Raw genomic sequence first — 20,237 nt, 5'->3', positions numbered from 1 at the left:
GACTTCCATGAACTGGTGGTGGCTCGCCTAACTGGCGCGCCACCTGCGAAGTCACGGCCCGCCAGCTTGCACACCAAGCGCCGCGGGCCTTTTCCACCCTCGGTGCAATGTAAGAAAGACCGAGGACCATATGCATTACACCCACCGCGAGGTGCGCTACCACGAGGACGTGGCAAGCCTGTTCGCGCACGTCGGCGGGCTTGAGGCGCAGGATTCGGTGCTGCTCGAGTCCGCCGACATCACCACCCGCTCCGGGCTGCAGTCCGTGGCGGTGCTGCGAGCGTCCCTGCGCGTGACGTGCCGCGGCAACCGCGTGACCGTGCAGCCCCTGACTCCGTCCGGCGAGGTCATCGCCGCCGATCTGGGTCTGGACAAGTACCGGGTGGCAGAGCACACCTACGAGTTTCCGCCTTCGCGCGCGGCCGACGAGCGCGAGCGTCTCACAGCCCCCTCCAGCGCGGACGTGCTGCGTTCCCTGACCACTCGGGCCGGCTACGGCAACGAGGACTTCCCGTTTTTGGCGGGCGGGTTCGCCTTCGACTACCTGGGCACGTTCGAGCAGCTTCCGACGGTCGCGGACGGCCCGAACACGTACCCGGACTACCAGTTCGTGCTGGCGGAGGTGCTGCTGCGGGTCAACCACGAGAGCGGCACCGCTTACCTGGCCGGCGTGGACGCCGCCGGCGACGGGATCGATCTGGAGCCGCTGGCGCAGCGTATGCAGCAATCGGTGCCGGACTACTGGCCGTTGGCGGGGGCGGCGGAACGGCTCGAAGCTCAAGCGTCGGTGTCGGACGCGGATTTCCGCGCGAGCGTGGAGGGGCTGAAGCAGCACATTGCGAACGGGGACATCTACCAGGTGGTGCCCGGGCGCGCGTTCACTGCGGAGTGCACCGACGCCTTCGCCGCATACCGGCGGCTGCGCGAGTCCAACCCCTCGCCGTACATGTTCTACATCCGGGGGGAGGACTACGAGCTGTTCGGCGCCTCGCCCGAATCCAACCTGAAGTTCGATCACGCCACCCGCCAGGTGGAGCTGTACCCGATCGCCGGCACCCGCCCGCGCGGGTTGAACCCGGACGGCAGCGTCAACCACGAGCTGGACACACGCATGGAGCTGGAGCTGCGCACGGACGCCAAGGAGGTGGCCGAGCACACCATGCTCGTCGACCTCGCCCGCAACGACATGGCGCGCGTGGCCGAACCCCGCACCAGGCGCGTGCGGGAACTGCTTCAGGTGGACCGGTACTCCCGGGTGATGCACCTGGTCAGCCGCGTCACCGCCACCCTCGCCGAGGACCTGGACGCTCTGGACGCCTACCGCGCATGCATGAACATGGGCACGCTCACCGGCGCCCCGAAGCTGCGCGCCACCGAGTTGCTGCGGGCAGTGGAGGGCGAGCGGCGCGGCTCCTACGGCGGGGCGGTGGGGTACCTGCGCGGCAACGGCGACTTTGACACCTGCATAGTGATCCGATCCGCGTTCGTCGCCGATGGCGTAGCGACAGTCCAGGCCGGTGCGGGCGTGGTGCGGGATTCCAACCCGCAGGCCGAGGCGGACGAGACGCTGCACAAGGCCTACGCGGTGCTGCAGGCCTTAGCAGGAGAGCGAGAGTTGCAGGTGCAGAAATGATTGTCTTGCTGGATAACCAGGATTCCTTTGTATACAACCTGGTGGACGCGCTGGCGGGGTACGACACGGTGGTGTACCGCAACACCGTCCCCGCCGACACGGTGTTGGACGGCGGCCCCGAGCTCATCGTGCTCTCTCCCGGGCCCGGCTACCCGGCCGACGCCGGTTGCATGATGGAGGTCATCGCGCGCGCCCAGGGCCGCATCCCCATCTTGGGCATCTGCCTTGGCTACCAGGCGCTCATCGAGCACTTCGGCGGCCGCGTGGAGCCCTGCGGCCCAGAGCACGGCACCTCCGTCCCTATGCGCCTCACCGGCCCGCACCCGCTTTTCGACGGCCTCACGGTCGGCGGCACCCCCGGCCAACCCGGCCTGGACGTGCCAGTGGCCCGCTACCACTCCCTGGGGGCGGTGGCCGCGCCGGAGGGGATCGTGCCCCTGGCGTGGACGGACACTGAGATCGGTGGGGTGATCATGGCCGCCGAAACCGCCGACGGCATGTCCGTCGGATTCCAGTTCCATCCCGAATCCATCCTCACACCTTCCGGCCCGCAGCTCCTTGAACGCTGCGTTGAGCAACTGCTGCAGAAAGGACGCGACAATGGCTGACCACTTGGACATCTTCCGCCGCTTCATCAACAACCCGGCGCCTTCGTTGGAGGAAGCAGTGGAGGCGTTTACCCCACTGACGGTGGGCGACTACGAGGACGTGCACATCGCGGCGCTGCTGGCCACCATCCGCACGCGCGGCGAGACCTTCGCGGACATCGCGGGTGCCGCCCAGGCATTCCTGGCCGCGGGCCGGCCCTTCCCGGTGACGGGGAAGGGGATCATGGACACTGCCGGCACTGGCGGCGACGGCGCCAACACCATCAACATCACCACAGCGGCCTCTCTTACCGCCGCCGCCGGCGGGGTGAAGATGATCAAGTGCGGCAACCGCTCCGTGTCGTCGAAGTCCGGCTCCGCGGATGTGCTGGAGGCGCTGAACATCCCGCTGGACCTCGACCCGGACCGGGCGGTGCGCCAGTTCGAATCCTCGAACTTCACGTTCCTCTTTGCGCCGGCCTACAACCCGGCGATCGCGTTCGTCCAGCCGGTGCGGAAAGCGCTCGGGGTTCCCACGCTATTTAACACGATGGGCCCATTATTGAGCCCGGCACGACCCGAATTTCAAATTATGGGCATTGCCAATCCTAGGTTAGGGCCAATAATCGCGGAGACCATGAAGGCTCTCGGCCGCAACCGGGCCCTGGTGGTGCACGGCGCCGGCACCGACGAGATCGCGGTCCACGGCGAGACTCTCGTCTGGGAGCTCAAGGACGGGGAGATCTCGCACTACACTGTTTCGCCGGCGCAGCTTGGCGTGGGGACGCACACGCTCGAGGACCTCCGTGGCGGCGACGGGGTAGACAACGCCGCCGCGATGCGGGCCACCTTCGCGGGGGAGGGCCCCGAGGCGCACCGCGACGCGGTCGCTGTCAACGCGGGCGCGATGTTCTACCTCTACGGCATCGCAGATTCTTTGGCGGCAGGCACCGAGTACGCGAAGCGGTTGCTTGCCGACGACACCGTGTCTGAGTGGCTGCGCACCCACGAGGAGGCCGACTACAGTGCCTAAGATTTTGACGGAGATTGTGGAAAACCGAAAGCGTCACATTGACGCAATTCGCGAACGCGTTTCCCACGTTTCTTTCGACACGTTACGTTTATCCGAGCGCTCCCTATACGGCGCCTTGGCCGCCCCCGGCGCCTCCTACATCATGGAGTGCAAGTCGGCCTCACCGTCGTTGGGGACCATTCGCGAGGACTACCGCCCGGGGGAGATCGCCTCCATCTACTCGCGGTACGCCTCGGCGATCTCCGTCCTGTGCGAGCCCGACTACTTCGGCGGTGATTATGACCACCTGGCCACGGTCGCCGCAACCACGCACCTGCCAGTGCTGTGCAAGGACTTCATCATCGACGAGGTCCAGATCTACGCCGCGCGGTACTTCGGCGCTGACGCAGTGCTGCTCATGCTCTCGGTGCTCTCCGACGAGGAGTATGCCCACCTGGCTTCGGTGGCCGCGTCGTTGAACATGGACGTGCTCACCGAGGTGATCGACGAGGACGAGGCCGCGCGCGCCTCCCGTCTAGGCGCGAAGATCTTCGGCGTCAACCACCGCAACCTGCACGACCTCACCATCGACCTCGACCGCTCCGCGCGCCTCGCGGCCTTGGCGCCGGATGGGGCAGTGGTGGTGGCGGAATCCGGGATCCGCGACGCGCCCACAGTCCGCCGGCTTGGTGGGCACGCTGATGCCTTCCTGGTCGGTTCGCAGCTGACCTCACAGCCGGACGTGGACCGCGCGTGCCGTGAGCTGGTCTACGGCCCGAACAAGGTGTGCGGCCTGCGCTCCGGTTCAGCCGCGCAGGCGGCGAAGGCTGCTGGTGCCGTCTACGGCGGGCTCATATTCGAGGAGGCCTCGCCACGCAATGTTTCACGTGAAACGGCCGCGGAAATCATCGCGGCAGAGCCAGGGCTGGACTACGTCGCGGTCTCCCGCCGCACCAGCGGGTACGGCGACCTCGTCCAGCCCGGAATCGCCGCCGTCCAGGTGCACGCGCCGTACCAAGGGTCGCTCGACGCGGAGCGGGAGCTGATCGAGCGCGTCCGCCAGGAGGTGGACGTGGAGGTGTGGCGCGCCGTGGACATGACGGCGTTGAACGATGCGGAGGGGGTGGCGGAGCTCGTCGATAGGCTCGTGCTCGATTCCGGCGCGGGCGGAACGGGGGAGCGCTTCGACTGGTCCCGCATCCCCACAACCGACGCGTTTCTCGCGGGCGGCCTGACCCCCGGCAACCTCGACGAAGCGCTGCGCACCGGGTGCCTCGGCCTGGACCTCAATTCCGGTTTCGAAGACCCGCGCGGCCACAAGGACGCCGCTGCCTTACGACGCGGCTTCGCCACCATCCGCAACTTCCACTTCTAAGGACCCGAACATGACACTGCTACCTGCCTACTACGGCGAATTTGGGGGCCAGTTCGTCCCCGAATCGCTCATCCCCGCGCTGGACCAGCTCGAGCAAGCATTCGTTGACGCGTTCAACGACGACGAGTTCATGTCCGAATACCGCTCACTGCTGCGCGACTACCTTGGCCGCCCAACCCCGCTCACCGAGTGCCGCAACCTGCCGATGGACGGCAACGCCCGCATCTTCCTCAAACGCGAGGACCTCGTCCACGGCGGCGCGCACAAGACTAACCAGGTGATCGGCCAGGCGCTGTTGGCGAAAAAGATGGGCAAAACCCGCATCATCGCGGAGACCGGCGCTGGCCAGCACGGCACCGCGACAGCGCTCGCCTGCGCGCTGCTGGGGCTTGAGTGCGTGATTTACATGGGCAAGACGGACATGGAGCGCCAGGCGCCGAACGTGTACCGCATGCGGCTGATGGGCGCAGAAGTCATCGGTGTCGAGTCCGGCGCGGGCACGCTGAAGGACGCCGTGAACGAGGCGCTGCGCGACTGGACGGCCACGTTCCACGAGTCCCACTACCTCCTCGGCACTGCCGCAGGCCCGCACCCCTTCCCGAAGATTGTGAAGGAATTCCACCGCGTCATCTCCACTGAGGCTCGCGCACAGATACTCGAGCGCACCGAACGTCTGCCGGACGTCGTCGTCGCGTGCGTCGGCGGCGGCTCCAACGCCATCGGAATGTTCGCGGACTTTATCGACGACGACTCCGTCGAACTCATCGGCGCCGAGCCCGGCGGCGAAGGCTTCGGCCTCGGTGCCCACGGCGCAGCCATCGCGCAAGGGACCACCGGGCTGCTCCACGGCACCTACTCCTACCTGATGTGCGACAGCGACGGCCAGGTGGAGGAGTCCTACTCCATCTCCGCCGGCTTGGACTACCCGGGCGTGGGCCCCGAGCACGCCTACCTGGCCAAGTCCGGCCGGGCGAAGTACGTGCCCATCACCGACGACGAGGCCCTCGACGCCTTCCAGTCCCTCTCCCGCCACGAGGGCATCATTCCCGCGCTGGAATCCTCGCACGCCCTGGCCTACGCCCTGAAGCGCGCGGCCGAGCACCCCGCGGACGCCGAACCGCTGCACATCCTGGTCGGCCTATCCGGCCGCGGCGACAAAGACATCGCCCACGTGCGAGCTTCGCTCGCAGATAGAGAGGAGAAGTAAATGAGCCGCTACGCAAAGCTCTTCGCCAGGGGAGAGGGCGCCTTCGTCCCCTTCATCATGCTCTCGGACCCGACGCCCGAGGACGCCGTGGAGATCGTCTCCGCCGTCGTGGACGCGGGCGCCGACGCCGTCGAACTCGGCGTGCCGTTCTCCGACCCGGTCGCGGACGGCCCCGCCATCCAGGGTGCGCACGTGCGGGCGTTGGAGGGCGGAGCGAGCGTCGATAAGGCGCTTGCGCAAATCCGCGCCATCCGCGAGCGCTACCCGAAGCTGCCCATCGGCATGCTCGTGTACGGCAACGTCGCCCACGCCCGCGGCCTCGAGCGTTTCTACCGCGAGTTCAAGGAGGCGGGCGCGGACAGCGTGCTGCTTCCCGATGTCCCCGTGCGCGAGTCCGCCCCCTTCTCCGCCGCAGCCACCGCGGCCGGCATCGAGCCCATCTACATCGCCCCCGCCAAGGCCTCCGAGGCGACGCTGGAGGCGGTGGCCGCTAACTCGCGAGGCTACATTTACGCCATCTCGCGCGACGGCGTGACCGGTGCGGAGAAGGAGGCGACGGTGGAGGGTCTCCGTGAGGTCGTCGATAATGTGCGCAAGTTCGGCGGGCCGCCAGTGCTGCTGGGCTTCGGTATTTCGCGCCCGGAGCATGTGCGCGACGCCATCGCAGCGGGTGCCGCAGGAGCGATCACCGGTTCTGCGATCACCAACATCATCAACAAACACATCGAGGGCAACCGTGTGACCGACATGGACGCGCTGAAGGCCGAATTAACCGAGTACGTCCACGCCATGAAGGGGGCTACGATCGCATCATGACCTGTTCACGTCGCATGTTCCTGCTCGGCACCGCAACCACGTTCGCCGGTGCATTCCTCGCCGCCTGCGGGGAAGAGGCCCCCGAAGAGATCGCCAAGACCGATGTCCCCGTCGGCTCCGCGGTGATCCTGGATAAGTTCATCATCGCCCAGCCCACCGCCGGCGAGTACGTCGCATACTCGAGCGTGTGCCCGCACCAGCAGAAGAAGATCACCAAGGTGGAGGGCGACACTGTCAAGTGCACCGCCCACGGCTCCGTGTTCAGCATCGCCGACGGCGAGCGCGTCTCCGGCCCGGCGGTGACCGGCATGCGCGAGGTGCATCTGGCGGATAACGGCGACACCGTAGCGGCCTCCAACTAAATGAAGAAGCTCGATCCGCTTCTTGTCGGCATTGTTGTCGCGGCGGCACTGGCATTCGTGCTCCCCGCGCGCGGCGCGTTTGCCGACGGCTTCGCCATCGCCGTCAAACTCGCCATCGCGCTGCTGTTCTTCCTCTATGGCGCGCGCCTGTCCACCCACGAGGCGCTCAAGGGCCTGACCAACTGGCGGTTGCACGGCGTGATCCTCGCGTTCACGTTTGTGGTGTACCCGCTCATCGGTCTACTCGCGCAGCCCACCACGGCCTTCCTGTCGGACGAGCTTTACCAGGGACTGCTCTTCGTGACCCTGGTGCCATCGACCGTGCAGTCCTCCGTTGCGCTGACCGGGGTTGCGCGTGGCAACGTTTCTGGAGCGGTGGTCGCGGCGTCGGTGTCCTCTCTCGTGGGCGTGGTGGTCACGCCGCTGCTAGTCATGTGGCTCATGGGCGCCGGGGACGGGGTGTCCGTGGACGCCTCCGTGTTCGGCGACATCGCCCTACAACTTCTGCTGCCGTTCATCCTCGGCCAGCTCGCGCACAACTTCGTCCCGCGGGTGGGGGAGCTGGCCAAGTCGAAGGCGACCAAGCTCGTGGACCGTGGGTCCATCTGGATGGTGGTCTACTCCGCGTTCTCGCGCGGCGTCGTTTCCGGCGTGTGGTCGAATGTCTCCGCGTGGGAGATCGTGTTCCTCACGGTGTTCTCCTGCCTGCTGGTCGTCGCTATGCTGTGGCTCACCCGCGTCCTCCCAGACGCACTGCATTTCCCGCGCGAGGACCGCATCGCCATCCAGATGTGCGGCACCCAAAAGTCGCTCGCGACCGGCCTACCCATGGCCACGGTTATCTTCGGCGGCGCGTCCCTCGGCGTGTTGATCATCCCGCTGATGATCTACCACATGTCCCAGCTGGTCATCTGCTCCGCGTACGCCTCCCGAATTTCCTAGGAGTTTCACGTGAAACATTTCGTCCGCATCCACTACAACGTCCCGGAACTAGGCGGCGAGCTGCTCAACATCGCCGAACTCGAGGAAGTCTCGGCCCACGAGTGCACCATGATCCGCATGATCGAGCTCGACCCGGCCGAAACCATCACCGGCATCTACGCCGACGGCCGCGTTATCGGCCAGGCAAACCAACCCATGGGCACCGTGCCTCACCCGCGCACCTACGACGCCATGGAGGGCATCACCGCCACCCACCTCACCGAGGCCGAGTTCGAGGGCCTCTGGTCCGAGGCCCAGGCCAAGTTGCAGTAGCCTATCGACGTCCCCCCGGCCCGCCCCGCCACCGGCGCGGGCCTTTTTCGTTGGTGGATTCCAATAGTTGGTGGTTTCGGAATTGTCCGCAATGCGGACAATATTCGTGGGTCCGGACCAACAGTTGGGGGAGCCGCTGTTGTCCGCAATGTGGAGTGGTGTGGAGGGCGAAGCTGACGTCGATAAGCAGTCGTCTGCGGCAATAGTTGGGGTTGGCCCACTTGTCCGCAATGCGGAGTTGCAGACTAGCCATATACCTCATTCATGCAGGTCAGAGCAATGTCGGCAGCGGTTTTTATAATGTCGTCATTCGAAACACTTTTCGCCTCCAGGGGGACCCAAATGACCACCGCAGTCGCCGCCGAACCAAACCCGATCGCCGTTGAATTAGGCCAGGAAATCGAGTCCGCCCACCGGGCGCTGACGCAGAACAAGGCAGCCTTGCTCACCGCGATCCACACGTTCGACGCGCTCGAACTAGCAACCGAATGCGGCGCGCGAACCACCGCCCACTTCCTTATCCGCCGTCTCGGAATCTCGTCGTCTACCGCGTACGAGTACGTCAGCGTGGCCCACCGTTTGGCGCCGTTCGCATACCTGCAGAAACACTTCTCAGATGGCGCGCTCAACTACTCCGTCGTGCGACTCCTACTGAAGTATCTGACGCCTGAGAATGAGCGGGAGCTTGTGGATCTCGCGCTGCGTCTCGGGTACCACGAGCTGGAGGTCGCCCTAGCTGGGAAGGAGCCGCAAGGGGGCGAAGGGGGCGATGACGACCCCGAGTACTACCTGCGCCTCCACGCCCGCGAGAACGGCGACATCGCCTTTCACGGCAACCTCAACGCGGCCGACGGGGCGGCGTTCATCGCCGCGCTCAAGCTGGGAGAGATCGCGTACTGCGACCTCGATGGCCTTCTCGAGGATGTGGACACCAAGGTCGACGGGGACATCGACGTCGCCCGCGACCGCGCCGAGGAAGTCGAGGAGACGCTGCCCGCCCGCAAGACTGCCTCCGGATACGGGCTGCCCGTTGGCCGCGCGCTGGTGACGGCGCTGATGGGCATTGTACACATGGTCCGCTCAACCCCGAAGAACACGCTGACCACACCGGGCGCGCACGTAAACATCCTCGCCACGCCGGACGGCCGCGGCTACATGCCGAACAACGTCGGTGCGCCGTCGAAAGCCATAGCGAACCTGCTAGCCAACGCGAACGTCCGCCTATCGACGGTAGATTCCGCCGGCCTCATCCTGAACACCAGCCGCTCATCGCGCCTTGCTACGGACGGGCAGGTGAACGCGCTGATGACCATGTGGGGCGGGCAGTGCGCGGCCCCGGGGTGCACCCACACCCGGTTCATAGAGATCCACCACGTCGAGGACTGGGCGACTGGCGGGCTCACCGATCTGGAGAACCTGCTGCCGCTATGCTCGGCGTGCCACTCACTTGTCACGGAGGGCTACCTGCAAACGCTGAAGGATGAGACCGACATCCACTTCGTGTACCGGGACGGCACCCGATACGTGGCGGAGAACTACTCCCTGCCTCGTCGCCGGGACGGTGCGGTGACGATGGCGGAATGCGGAGGGGGGGTTCGACGATTAGAAGTCATGGAACGCGAAAACTCCCCTCCCGGTCGGGGAGAGGAGCTTGAATTGAGTTCTAGGCGTTACGCCTTAGAACGGCAGAGCCGGGAGGGAAACGCCCGGGATCACGCCAGCGGCAGCTGCGCCACCGAGGAGTGCGAGGACCACTGCGGCGATGCCGGTGCCGAGAAGGATCTCGAAGGTGGTGCCGAGTTTGTAACCCTGGTTAGCGTCGTTCTTGAAGGAGCTCTTAAGAGCGCCGTCGGCAGCGTTACCAAGACGCTCGGTGTTGTTCTTCGCGTCGCGCTCAGCCATGCTGCGGATCGAGGAGGTTACGCCCTCGTTGTCGGTGAGGTTCAACTCGTTGGCGCCTTCAACGAGCCCGGCCCCGATAAAGTATGCGCCGAGCTCCTCATCGCTGACAGCAGAAGAGCCACCCGGCTTGTTCAGGCCACGCAGGTAAAGATTTTCATCTGCCTGTGCCGGAACGGCAGCGAGGGAAATAGCGGTGGTTGCGGCCAGTGCGGCTGCGGTGATGCGCTTCATGGGATCTCCTTGATCGAAGCTGACGGTAGGGTGCCAGAAACCTGGACTACCGTTATTAAATCACACGTTCTTCGAGGTCAACAACTCAAATACGACTGTAACGCCGCAGGAGCGTCGAGCGATATAAGAGCCCTCAAACCACCACGTTCACCAGCACCATGTACAGCGCGGTGCCGGCGAAGATGGAGAGGTCGGCGCGGCGTTTCCACCAGTGCAGGAGCAGGGTGACGGTCAAGGCAAGGAGCGCAGACAGGAGGTGCGCGGGGGAGGCGCTGTAGCCGAGGAGGGTGTAGACAACCAGGACTGTCATCACGCCGACCGGCATGAGAACGGCGAGGAAGCCAATGAATGGGCTGTCTTTGAGCACACGCAGGAGGGAGAAGGGGAGGGCGCGAAGCAGGACAGTGACGATGCCGACGGGGATGAGGACCGCGGCCACCATGCCGGGGGTGACGCCGTCGGGAAGCCCGTAGTTGCTCACCGCAGCCGCCAAGTCAACGCGGCATCGACGCGCGGCGCCCAAAAACGCAGCACGAGGACGAGGAAGTAGGACACCAGCGCCACGATGATCACCTGGCCGGGCAGTACGACCGCAGCCACCAGAGCGAGACCGCCGGCAATCAGGGGAGCGGAGAGGTCGCGGCTGGGCTGGAACGCCTCGAAGGCCAGCACGGCAAAAAGGGCGGTCAGGGCGAAGTCGAAGCCTTCCACGCCCGCAGGGATGACCGCTCCCGCCAGAGCGCCGACGATGCCGGAGGCCACCCACGCGATCTGGCAAACCACGGAGATGGTCAGCAGGCGCGCGCCTGAGGGGCGGTCGCGGAGGGTGGAGGTGATGGCGTAGACCTCATCGGTTAGCGCGTAGGCGGCGTAGGCGGAGGGCGCGCCGCGGCGAAGTTCCGAGCGCGGGTAGGTCAACCCGTAAAACAGGTGGCGGAAGTTCACCATGAACCCCGTGATCGCGGACGAGACGGGGCCGACTCCTGTCAGCACCATGTCGATGGCCAGAAACTCCATCGACCCGGCGTAAATAACGGTGGAGAAAATCGGGGTCCACCACCACGCGAAGCCGGACTGGGTCATTAACAGGCCGAACGCGAGCCCGAGCGGCACAAGCCCGAGGGCGACCAGCCAGGTGTCGCGAAGCCCCGGTCGAATCGCCGCCGATGTTTCACGTGAAACGGCCACTAATTGTCCTCGAGGTTCGCGGGGAACGTCGCGAACAACGGCAGGGGCATGGGCTGTCGGCGCATCACATCGCCCCAGAGATCGGCACCGGCGGAGGCCACTACGTCGGTAGGCAGGGCGGGGGTGACGAACCAGTCGCCGCGCAGGATTTCGTCGTCAAGCTGGCCTGGGGCCCACTCGGCGTAGCCCGCGAAGATGCGGATAGCCTCGACCACGGGGGCGAGATCCTCCGGGGTGGCGTTGAGGTCCAGAAGCACCAGCCGGTTGGCCAAGCGGTTCAGGTGAGGGCTGGAGGAGATGTCCACCCCAGAATGGGTCACCCCCAGGCCGACAGCGGACTCCGGGCTGACGGGCCCGCCGATGTGCACGGCCTGCGGCTTGGCGGCGAGCTCCTCCCATCCGGGCATGACGTTGGCTAGGGCCACCTCGCTGCGGCGATTTAACACGACGCCGAGGGTGTGGTCCGCGTCGTGCTCGAGCACCAGCACGACGGTGCGGGCGAAGTCGGGGGAGTACATCCCGGGCGCTGAGACGAGCAGCATGCCCGGCTCGGGGTCAACGCGCTCGAGGGCGTTGAACAGGCGGTCGGCGTAGAAATACTCAGGCATGTTCCTTCTCCCACCATGCTTTCAGTTCGGCAACAGCCTCGTCGTGGTCGAGCTCGCCGCGTTCCAGGCGCAGCTCCTTGAGATACTTCCACGCCTTGCCCACCTCGGGGCCGGGTTTGAGGCCCAGGATTTGCATGATCTCGTTGCCGTCCAGGTCGGGCCGCACGCGAGCGAGGTCTTCCTTGGCGGCGATGTCGGCGATGCGCTCCTCGAGGTGGTCGTAGGTGCGCTGCAGGCGCGCGGCCTTCTTGGCGTTGCGGGTGGTTGAGTCCGCGCGCACGAGCTTGTGCAGCTTGGGCAGGAGCTCGCCCGCGTCGGTGACGTAGCGGCGCACGGCGGAGTCGGTCCACTGGCCCTCGCCGAAGCCGTGGAAGCGCATGTGCAGAAACACGAGTTGACCCACGTCGGTGATGACGTGCTTCGGGTACTTCAGCGCTTTCAGGCGTTTGCGGGCCATCTTGGCGCCGACCACCTCGTGGTGGTGGAACGTCACCCCGCCGCCCTCTTTTGGTGCGCGGGTGGCGGGTTTGCCAATGTCGTGCATGAGCGCCGCCCAGCGCAGCTTCAGGTCCGGGCCCTCGTCCTCGAGCTCGGTCGCCTGGCGCAGCACGGTGAGGGAGTGGCGGTAGACGTCCTTGTGCTGCATGTGCTCGTCGGTTTCCAGCTGCAGTGCGGGGATCTCGGGGAGGATGTGCTCCGCCAAGCCCGTCGCCACGAGCAGGTCGATGCCCTCCCAGGGTCGCGCGCCGAGCATGAGTTTGTCCAGCTCAGCCTGCACGCGCTCGGCAGTGATGCGGCCGATCTCGGGTGCCATATCCCGCATCGCGGCGAACACGCGGTCCGCCACGGTGAAGCCGAGTTGGGAGACGAAGCGGGCCGCGCGCAGCATGCGCAGGGGGTCGTCCCGGAAGGACACCTCGGGTTCCTGCGGGGTATCCAGGACTTGCTGCACCAGGTCCGCGAGCCCGTCGACGGGGTCGTGGAAGGTGGGGGAGAGGCGGAGCTCGTCGTTAAGCGAAAGCTCGATGGCCATCGCGTTGCAGGCGAAGTCGCGGCGCACGAGGTCGCCCTCGAGCGTGTCGCCGAACGTCACCTCGGGGTTGCGGGTCACGCCGTCGTACAGGTCGGAGCGGAAGGTGGTGATCTCCACGGTTTCGCCGTGGCGGATGGCGGAGACGGTGCCGAATTCGATGCCGGTGTCCCACACCTTCTCGCCCCATTCGGTGAGGATCTCCTGGATCACTTCGGGGCGCGCGGAGGTGGTGAAGTCCAGGTCGTGCACCCCGCGGCCGAGCATCGCGTCGCGCACGGAGCCGCCGACCATATATAAGGTCTCGCCGCGGTCCGCGAACAGTCGCGCGAGGGGCTCGAGCAGAGCAGCATGCTTGCCGACGGCATCCTGTGCCCGCGCCATCAGCGCAGGGGCAGCGAGCGGGTCGGTCGGGTCTGGCATATCGAAGAGCTTCTGCGTCACCCGGGACACGATACCCGCCGCCCCCGCGCGGGAAGTACCACAACCGGCCAGAAGACCGATACCATGACACGAATGAGTGACAACCAGCGCCCGGTTCCGGGTCCCTCCGACGGCAAGGGGGGCTCCGGTGGCGGTAAGCGCCGGCCGCGGCGCCGACGCGGGGGCAGGCCCGCGGAGCAACAGCAGCAGTCCGGGGACAAACCGAAGCGGAAGAGGAATAACCGCCGGGGAAAAAACTCCCGCGGCGGCCGCAAGCCGAATAGCAGGCGTAAACCGCAGTACCAGCAGCGGCACGACAGCGCTATTGAGACGCGCGACGAGACCTCGGCAGGCGGCCTGGTTGTGTCCGGCATGGCGGAGGCCGTGGGGCCGGACGGCAAAGTGGACATGAGCCGGATCTACGTCGCATTGATAGGCAGGCTGGACCGCCGCGGTCGCCTCCTGTGGTCCATGCCCAAGGGCCACGTTGAAAACGGCGAGCACCAGTGGAAGACCGCGGAGCGCGAGGTGTGGGAGGAAACCGGGATTACCGGCGAGGCCTTCGACACGCTGGGCACCATCGACTACTGGTTTGTCTCCGACGGCGTGCGCATCCACAAAACCGTGCACCACAACCTGCTGCGCTACGTGGACGGTGTGTTTAACGACGAGGACCCGGAGGTCACTGAGGTTGCTTGGGTGCCCATGAGCGAACTCATGGAGCACCTCGCCTACGCAGACGAACGAAAACTCGCCCGCATCGCGTACGACCGCATGCCGGACCTGGCAAGGAAGGAAGCAAAGGCCGGAAGGGCGACGCCGCGATGAACCGGTTCGCCGCGCTGGCGGCCGTCGTTCTCGCCGCCCCCGCCGTGCCGATGGCACCGGAGAACCCGGAGGTGTCGGAGCTGTGGGCGAACCCGGCTATCCGCCCGGACGAGGGGGCGATCGCGCGGGTTGAGATCCTCGACGCGCCCCGCTCACTCTCGGCGCACGATCCGTTTCACGTGAAACTTCGCGTCACCAACCACTCGGACGGCACCATCGACGGCTTCACCATCCTGCCGCGGCGTGCACCGGCAGTGGGCACGTTGATGGAGCAGCGCTACGCGGCCATCGCAGACCCACAGGAATATGGGGTGATGGGGGACGCGCGGAGCGTCGATAGGCAGTTGCAGCCCGGAGCCTCCACGGAGCTCGAGCTGGACCTCGGCCTCGACCTGCCGGACGTGGGCACGTACCCCATCATGCTGCAGCTTCTCGACGCCTCCGGTGCCCCCATAGACTCCGACCGCTTCCACCTCGGCGTACGCGGAATGCGGGACAATGTGCGCCCCGCGGAGCTGACCGCGCTGTACCCGGTGACCGCCAACGTGGACATTCTGCCGGGGGAGACGGGTGAGGCCCCAGAGAACCCGCCGCTCGTGCTTGCCAGCGACTCGCTGGCGGGCGAGCTTGCGCCGGAGGGACGGCTGTCCCAGCTAGTGGACCAGTACCTCGAGGCCGCACGCACGCCCGAGGTGGGGTACGCAACCTGTGTGGCGCTAGACCCGGCGCTGATTGACACGGTCGATCGCATGCAGAGCGGCTACACGGTGGACGACGAGCGCCCAGCGGTAGTGGAAGAGCCCAAACGCCTGCGCGACTCCTGGGGCAGTGGCGCGGAGCCCGACGGGGAGCCGGGGGCAGGCGCGAACGACGCGAAGGTGTGGCTGGACAAGGTCCGCCGGATCGCCGCCACCGGGTGCGTGGTTGCTCTGCCGTGGGCAAACGCGGACCTGAACGCGGTGGCGCGCACCGGCGACAAGTGGCTCATGCGCGAGGCGGTGGAACGTGGTCCGTTCGTACTGCAGCGGGTCCTTGGCACCGCCGGCACCCTGAACACGGTGGTCACGGGGGCGGGATACGTCGAGGACGGCACCGCGCCCGCGCTGGGCTGGGCAGACCACTCGCGCTCCACCATCATGGAAGAGGGCATGCAAGCCTCCTGGGAACGCGCGATGGGCGCCGCAGTGCATGAGGAACACGCCGGGACCGAAAGCGCCCTCGAGCGCGACGACATGGCGGACCTCGCCGGCTCCGCCGCCCCCGTTCCGCAACAGCCCGTCCGCGTGCTCAGCGCCGCCGCGGGCAGGGACTTCGGCTGGATCGCGCCCGGCGTGATGGCGGTGGGCTACCAGTCCTCCCTGGCCACCATCCTGGCCGCCACGGGATCAAACCCGGAAACGACCGGATTCTCGGAGCCGGACTTGCGGTACGACTACACGGTGGACTCCAAGGCGGCCCGCGACACCAGTGCGGCCGCAGCCGTGCGCCTCGCCGCCCAAGCGGCGTGGGTGCCGGTCGACGCCGAGCAAGGCCCCGAGCCGATCCTGGTGGCCCCGCCAGCGGACTGGGATGCGGACACCGCGGCATCCGTGTTGGGCGCGGTGGCGGAGCTGGTCAGCGGCGGCGCGGCACGCCCCATGGCGTTCAGCTCCTACCTCGCCGCCCCGCCTGAAACCGCTCCCGCGGGCGAGCCCGAAGCACACACCGACCCCACCGCGTTCACCGACGCTGAGGTGCTGCAGGTGACGCAGCAAGCCGCGTTCATCAACGACCTCACCGCGCTGATGGTGCCCGACCCGGCGATTGCGCTCACCCGCTACGGGTTCACCCTTCCGCTGCGGCGGGACTTGCTGGAGGCCCTATCCATCAACGATCGTCGCGCGATGTCCAGCTACAGCGGCGCCGCCGAGGCCACCAGCGACCGGCTCAGCGGCAGCCGCGCAGCGTTAAGCGAGCTGCGCGCGGCGGTAGACCTCATCCCACCGGGCAACGTGTACACGCGCACCTCCCCGTCGAGCCCCCTGCTCATCGTGGCCCAGAACGGGTTGCCCCTGCCGGTAGAAACGGCCATCAACTTCTCCGGGCCCGCCGGCGCCCGTCTCAACGCGCCCGGCGTGCTGCGCATCCCCGCCCGCGGTTCCGTGACGGTGCAGATGACCGCGGATCTGCCCGACAGCGCACGGGGCACTGACCTCAAGCTGTACTTGGCCGGTGCCAACGGGCAGCCGATCTCCCAGCCGGTGGACATCGCCGTGCGCACAACCCGTGTCACGGTGAACGGGTGGATCGCCGCCGGGGCAATGGGCCTGGCGGGCCTCGGCGTCATCCTCGCGGTGCGCGGCGCGCGAGGCAGTCCGCCCTCCGAACGTGAACCCAGGCAAGACAGCAGAAGAAGTGATCGGAGAACCACGTGACAGAACAGGGAACGGGGCAGGGGCTGCGCCGGCGCATTGTCACACCCGCGCCGCCCGCCCCGGTGCCGGCGCCGCGCGAGCCGAAACCCGTCCGCGAGTCCGCGGACGGCGGCGCGCCCGACAAGTCGCTGTTGACCACCAGCCCCAAGGGCGAGACCATCACCCCGCCCGAGACTGCGGACACGGTTGCCGCGGGGGCGGTAGGTACAGCCACGACGGCGGAGCAGGAGACAGCTGAGGGAGGGGAGAAGGTTGTCCGCGCCACCGGCTCGATGGCCATCGCCACCCTGATCTCCCGCATCACCGGCTTTATCCGCACCGTGCTCATCGGTGCGGCGCTGGGCGAGGTGGTGGCGGCGTCCTTCAACACCGCCAACACGCTGCCCAACCTGATTACGGAGATTGTCCTCGGCTCGGTGCTCACCGCCCTGGTGGTGCCGGTGCTGGTACGCGCCGAGAAAGAGGACGCCGACCACGGCGCCGCGTTCATCCGGCGCCTATTCACCCTGACGCTGACGCTGATGACGGTGGTCACCGTCCTGGCCGTGGCCACGGCGCCGCTGTTGACCCGGATGATGATGGATGAGGAATCCAAGGGCAACCTCGTCCAAACCACATCGTTTGCCTACCTGGTCCTGCCGCAGATCTTCTTCTACGGCATGTTCTCCCTGTTCATGGCCATCCTGAACACGAAGGAACACTTCCGGCCGGGCGCGTGGGCTCCGGTGGCGAACAACATCGTCTCCATCGGCGTGCTCGTGGCGTATATGGCGTTGCCGGGGCAGTTGAATCCGGCAGCGCCGACGTCGATAAGCAATCCGCACGTGCTGCTGCTGGGACTCGGCACCACGGCGGGTGTGGTGGTGCAGTGCCTCATCATGCTGCCCGCGCTGCGGAAGCTGGGCATCGACCTGCGGCCGCTGTGGGGCATCGACGAGCGGCTCAAGCAGTTCGGCGGGATGGCGCTGGCGATTATCACCTACGTGGCCATCAGCCAGCTCGGCTACGTCATCACCACCCGCATCGCGTTCAACGCGGACGCGGCGGCGCAGTTCATCTACCAGCAGCACTGGATGCTGCTGCAGATGCCGTACGGCATCATCGGCGTCACGCTGCTCACCGCGATCATGCCGCGCATGTCCCGCAACGCGGCGGACGGCGACGACGAGGCCGTGGTGGCGGACCTGACCATGGGAACGAAGCTGACGTTCATCGCGCTGATCCCCATCATCATTTTCATGACGGCGCTGGGCCCCGACATCGCCAGCGCCCTGTTCGCCTACGGCTCTTTCAGCCCGCAAGCCGCGCACACCCTCGGCCTGACCATCTCGGCGTCCTCGTTCACCCTGATCCCGTACGCGTTGGTCATGCTCCACCTGCGCGTGTTCTACGCGCGCGAAGAGGCCTGGACGCCAACCTTCATCATCGCCGGCATCACCGGCACCAAGGTGCTCCTGTCCGCGCTGGCGCCGTACATCGCGCAGGAACCCAACCACGTGGTGGTGCTCCTCGGCGCGGCCAACGGGTTCGGCTTCGTCGCCGGCGCGCTCATCGGCGCGCTGCTGCTGCGCAGGAAGCTGGGCACCTTAAAGTTCGGCGACGTGATGCGCACCTCGGTGTGGGCGGTCGGTGCCGCGCTGGTGGGCGTGGCCGTCGTGTTCGGGACACGCTGGCTTGTGCGGGATGTGGCGGGCCTGCACCTGCCGCAGTCCCTCGGCCGGCTTATCGGCGCACCCAGCCTGGGCAACCTCATCGAGGTCTCGCTGCTGGGCATCCTCTTCTTGGTGGTCACCGGCCTGGTGCTGTCGCGTTCCAAGCTGCCCGAGGTGCAAAACCTGGGCCGCGCTATGCAGCGCATCCCGGGCCTGAGCCGCTTCATCAGCCCGGACGAGGACCGCGCGCTGGAGGTGGGGGAGGTGGACCCGCGCGACGTGTCCAACCAGTTCCTCGCCTCCGACACCTTCAACGCCTCTCCGGTCCCGCCGCCGATGTCCGCCGGCGTGGTCCGCGGGCCGCGCCTCGTGCCGGGCGCCGGCGTCTCCGACGGCCGCTTCCGCCTCATCCGCGACCACGGCGCGGCCACGGGCGCCCGCTTCTGGCAGGCGCGCGAGGTGGCCACCGGGCGGGATGTGGCGCTGACGTTCGTGGACACCACCGGTTCTGCGCCCATGGCCCCGGCGACCCCGCGCGAAGCCGCCCTGCAGGCAGCGGGCGTGGCGCGCCGCACCCGCAAGCTGGCCAAGCTGGAGCTGCCGGCCGTGGCCGAGAACATCGAGATCCTGTCCTACCGCTCAGGCGCCCTCGTGGTGTCTGACTGGGTGGAGGGGTCCTCGGTGAAGGCCGTGGCGGAGTCCGGCCAGACCCTACACACGGAGGCGGTGGCCAACGCGCTGGCGCCGCTGGCAGGGGCCATGGCGGCCGCGCACGAGGCGGACGTGCCGCTGGGATTGGCCAACCGCCAGCAGCTGCGCATCGACACAGAGGGCCGCGTGCGCCTGGCGTTCCCAGCGGTCTTGCAGGATGCCTCCCCGGCCACGGACGCGGAATCCTTCGCGTCCGCGCTGACGTTGCTGACCAGCAACGTGAACTCCGACGACCTTGACCAGGTCACGGCCCGCACCCGCGCGCTTGTAGAGGCGGACGCGGTGGACCAGGCTGCGTTCCGCGACATCGAGCGCGCTCTGTACCAGGCGGCGAATCTGCCGGTGCCCAACGAGGACGCGCCGACGGACAAGATCCCGGTGGTGGAGATCATCGAGCCGGTGGAGCCGGTCGCAGAACACGTGGAGGACCCTGACGCCCTGCGCGGCGGCTTCGGCGGCCAGCGCATGAGCCCGGTGACGGTGGGTCTGCTCACCTTTGCGGCGGTCGTCGCAGCGGTGCTGGTGGGCCTGCTCACCACGTACCTGGTGGACTTCGTCTCCGGCGAGGACGTCGTGGACAAACCCACCGCCACCCCCACCGCGACCACGGATCGGCGCGTGCCGGTTGTCATCGGCCCACTGCGGCAGAACGTGCTGGACGACGGCTCGCTGCAGCTCGAACCCGAGGACGGCTCGGCGTTCTCGCTCGAGCAAGTGCTTATCGACGCCTCCGGTTCCGCCCCCTTCACCCTCTACGGCGTGCCCGTGGAGCAGGAGACCGCGAACCCGCCCGTCATCGCCGAGGGCACCCTGCGCTCCGGCCAGGTCTCCGCCGACGTGGAGACCAGCGAGCCCCTGTTGCGTGTGGTGCTGAAAGTGGAGGGAGAGGCGCAAGTGAAAGACGTCACGCTCGTCGGCCGCGTGCGTGTCCACTGAAATGAGCAGCCCGGCCCTAGCCAGGGGGTAGGGGCCGGGGCATAGTGGGGGAGACGAGATTTCGGGGG

At 67.1% G+C, this 20,237-nt stretch carries 17 protein-coding genes; 13 read left to right on the top strand and 4 right to left on the bottom strand.

Translation table 11 applies throughout. The features are described from left to right. Positions 1 to 130: 130 nt before the first annotated feature. From HMA55_RS01270 to HMA55_RS01225, 10 genes are all read left to right on the top strand, one after another. Positions 131 to 1,633, top strand: a complete 1,503-nt coding sequence (locus HMA55_RS01270) for an anthranilate synthase component 1 (RefSeq protein WP_181191275.1) — start codon at positions 131 to 133, stop codon at positions 1,631 to 1,633. Continuing rightward, positions 1,630 to 2,241, top strand: coding sequence for a glutamine amidotransferase-related protein (locus HMA55_RS01265; RefSeq protein WP_181191274.1), 612 nt, complete (start codon positions 1,630 to 1,632; stop codon positions 2,239 to 2,241). The genes HMA55_RS01270 and HMA55_RS01265 overlap by 4 nt, the downstream gene beginning before the upstream one ends. Further along, entirely contained in the window at positions 2,234 to 3,253 is a 1,020-nt protein-coding gene (gene trpD / locus HMA55_RS01260; RefSeq protein ID WP_181191273.1) for an anthranilate phosphoribosyltransferase, read from the top strand. Before HMA55_RS01265 ends, trpD begins: the two co-directional genes overlap by 8 nt. After that, positions 3,246 to 4,607, top strand: a complete 1,362-nt coding sequence (gene trpCF, locus HMA55_RS01255; protein WP_181191272.1) for a bifunctional indole-3-glycerol-phosphate synthase TrpC/phosphoribosylanthranilate isomerase TrpF — start codon at positions 3,246 to 3,248, stop codon at positions 4,605 to 4,607. Before trpD ends, trpCF begins: the two co-directional genes overlap by 8 nt. Positions 4,608 to 4,617: 10 nt before the next feature. Then, positions 4,618 to 5,814: a tryptophan synthase subunit beta gene (gene trpB, locus HMA55_RS01250; protein ID WP_181191271.1), complete on the top strand. Its 1,197-nt coding sequence runs from the start codon at positions 4,618 to 4,620 to the stop codon at positions 5,812 to 5,814. Next, complete coding sequence (trpA, locus tag HMA55_RS01245; RefSeq protein WP_181191270.1) at positions 5,815 to 6,630, top strand: tryptophan synthase subunit alpha; 816 nt, start codon at positions 5,815 to 5,817, stop codon at positions 6,628 to 6,630. It begins immediately after the preceding gene. Then, a complete protein-coding gene (locus HMA55_RS01240; RefSeq protein ID WP_374680597.1) occupies positions 6,627 to 6,992 on the top strand; it encodes a Rieske (2Fe-2S) protein in 366 nt (121 codons plus the stop codon). The genes trpA and HMA55_RS01240 overlap by 4 nt, the downstream gene beginning before the upstream one ends. Next, positions 6,993 to 7,934, top strand: coding sequence for a bile acid:sodium symporter family protein (locus HMA55_RS01235; protein WP_181191269.1), 942 nt, complete (start codon positions 6,993 to 6,995; stop codon positions 7,932 to 7,934). Positions 7,935 to 7,943: 9 nt separating this feature from the next. Beyond that, on the top strand, positions 7,944 to 8,246 hold the full coding sequence (locus tag HMA55_RS01230; protein WP_181191268.1) for a hypothetical protein: 303 nt from the start codon (positions 7,944 to 7,946) through the stop codon (positions 8,244 to 8,246). 342 nt (positions 8,247 to 8,588) lie between these two features. Further along, entirely contained in the window at positions 8,589 to 10,607 is a 2,019-nt protein-coding gene (locus tag HMA55_RS01225) for an HNH endonuclease signature motif containing protein (RefSeq protein ID WP_181191267.1), read from the top strand. On the opposite strand, the gene HMA55_RS01220 is transcribed toward HMA55_RS01225, so the two are convergent. The 4 genes from HMA55_RS01220 to HMA55_RS01205 are packed head-to-tail and all read right to left on the bottom strand — an operon-like array spanning position 10,513 to position 13,628. After that, on the bottom strand, positions 10,513 to 10,821 hold the full coding sequence (locus tag HMA55_RS01220; RefSeq protein WP_181191578.1) for a branched-chain amino acid transporter permease: 309 nt from the start codon (positions 10,819 to 10,821) through the stop codon (positions 10,513 to 10,515). The genes HMA55_RS01225 and HMA55_RS01220 overlap by 95 nt on opposite strands. Positions 10,822 to 10,856: 35 nt before the next feature. Then, positions 10,857 to 11,567: an AzlC family ABC transporter permease gene (locus tag HMA55_RS01215; RefSeq protein ID WP_257802399.1), complete on the bottom strand. Its 711-nt coding sequence runs from the start codon at positions 11,565 to 11,567 to the stop codon at positions 10,857 to 10,859. Beyond that, positions 11,567 to 12,175 (bottom strand): YqgE/AlgH family protein, encoded by a 609-nt coding sequence (locus HMA55_RS01210; protein ID WP_181191266.1) that lies wholly within the window; start codon positions 12,173 to 12,175, stop codon positions 11,567 to 11,569. The genes HMA55_RS01215 and HMA55_RS01210 overlap by 1 nt, the downstream gene beginning before the upstream one ends. Next, a complete protein-coding gene (locus HMA55_RS01205; protein WP_181191576.1) occupies positions 12,168 to 13,628 on the bottom strand; it encodes a CCA tRNA nucleotidyltransferase in 1,461 nt (486 codons plus the stop codon). The genes HMA55_RS01210 and HMA55_RS01205 overlap by 8 nt, the downstream gene beginning before the upstream one ends. Here HMA55_RS01205 and HMA55_RS01200 point away from each other — a divergent pair. Genes HMA55_RS01200 through murJ form a run of 3 tightly spaced genes read left to right on the top strand, consistent with a single transcriptional unit; the run spans position 13,557 to position 20,169 of the window. Next, a complete protein-coding gene (locus HMA55_RS01200; protein ID WP_374680596.1) occupies positions 13,557 to 14,456 on the top strand; it encodes an NUDIX hydrolase in 900 nt (299 codons plus the stop codon). The two genes, HMA55_RS01205 and HMA55_RS01200, sit on opposite strands and share 72 nt — an antisense overlap. Next, a complete protein-coding gene (locus HMA55_RS01195; RefSeq protein WP_181191265.1) occupies positions 14,453 to 16,870 on the top strand; it encodes a DUF6049 family protein in 2,418 nt (805 codons plus the stop codon). Before HMA55_RS01200 ends, HMA55_RS01195 begins: the two co-directional genes overlap by 4 nt. After that, positions 16,867 to 20,169: a murein biosynthesis integral membrane protein MurJ gene (murJ, locus tag HMA55_RS01190; protein ID WP_257802398.1), complete on the top strand. Its 3,303-nt coding sequence runs from the start codon at positions 16,867 to 16,869 to the stop codon at positions 20,167 to 20,169. The genes HMA55_RS01195 and murJ overlap by 4 nt, the downstream gene beginning before the upstream one ends. The last annotated feature ends 68 nt before the right edge of the window (positions 20,170 to 20,237 follow it).

Source organism: Corynebacterium wankanglinii (assembly GCF_013601005.1).
GTDB classification, from domain to species: Bacteria; Actinomycetota; Actinomycetes; order Mycobacteriales; family Mycobacteriaceae; genus Corynebacterium; species Corynebacterium wankanglinii.
The sequence above is the reverse complement of the archived record's forward strand: the minus strand, read 5'-3'. Positions and strand labels throughout refer to the sequence as shown.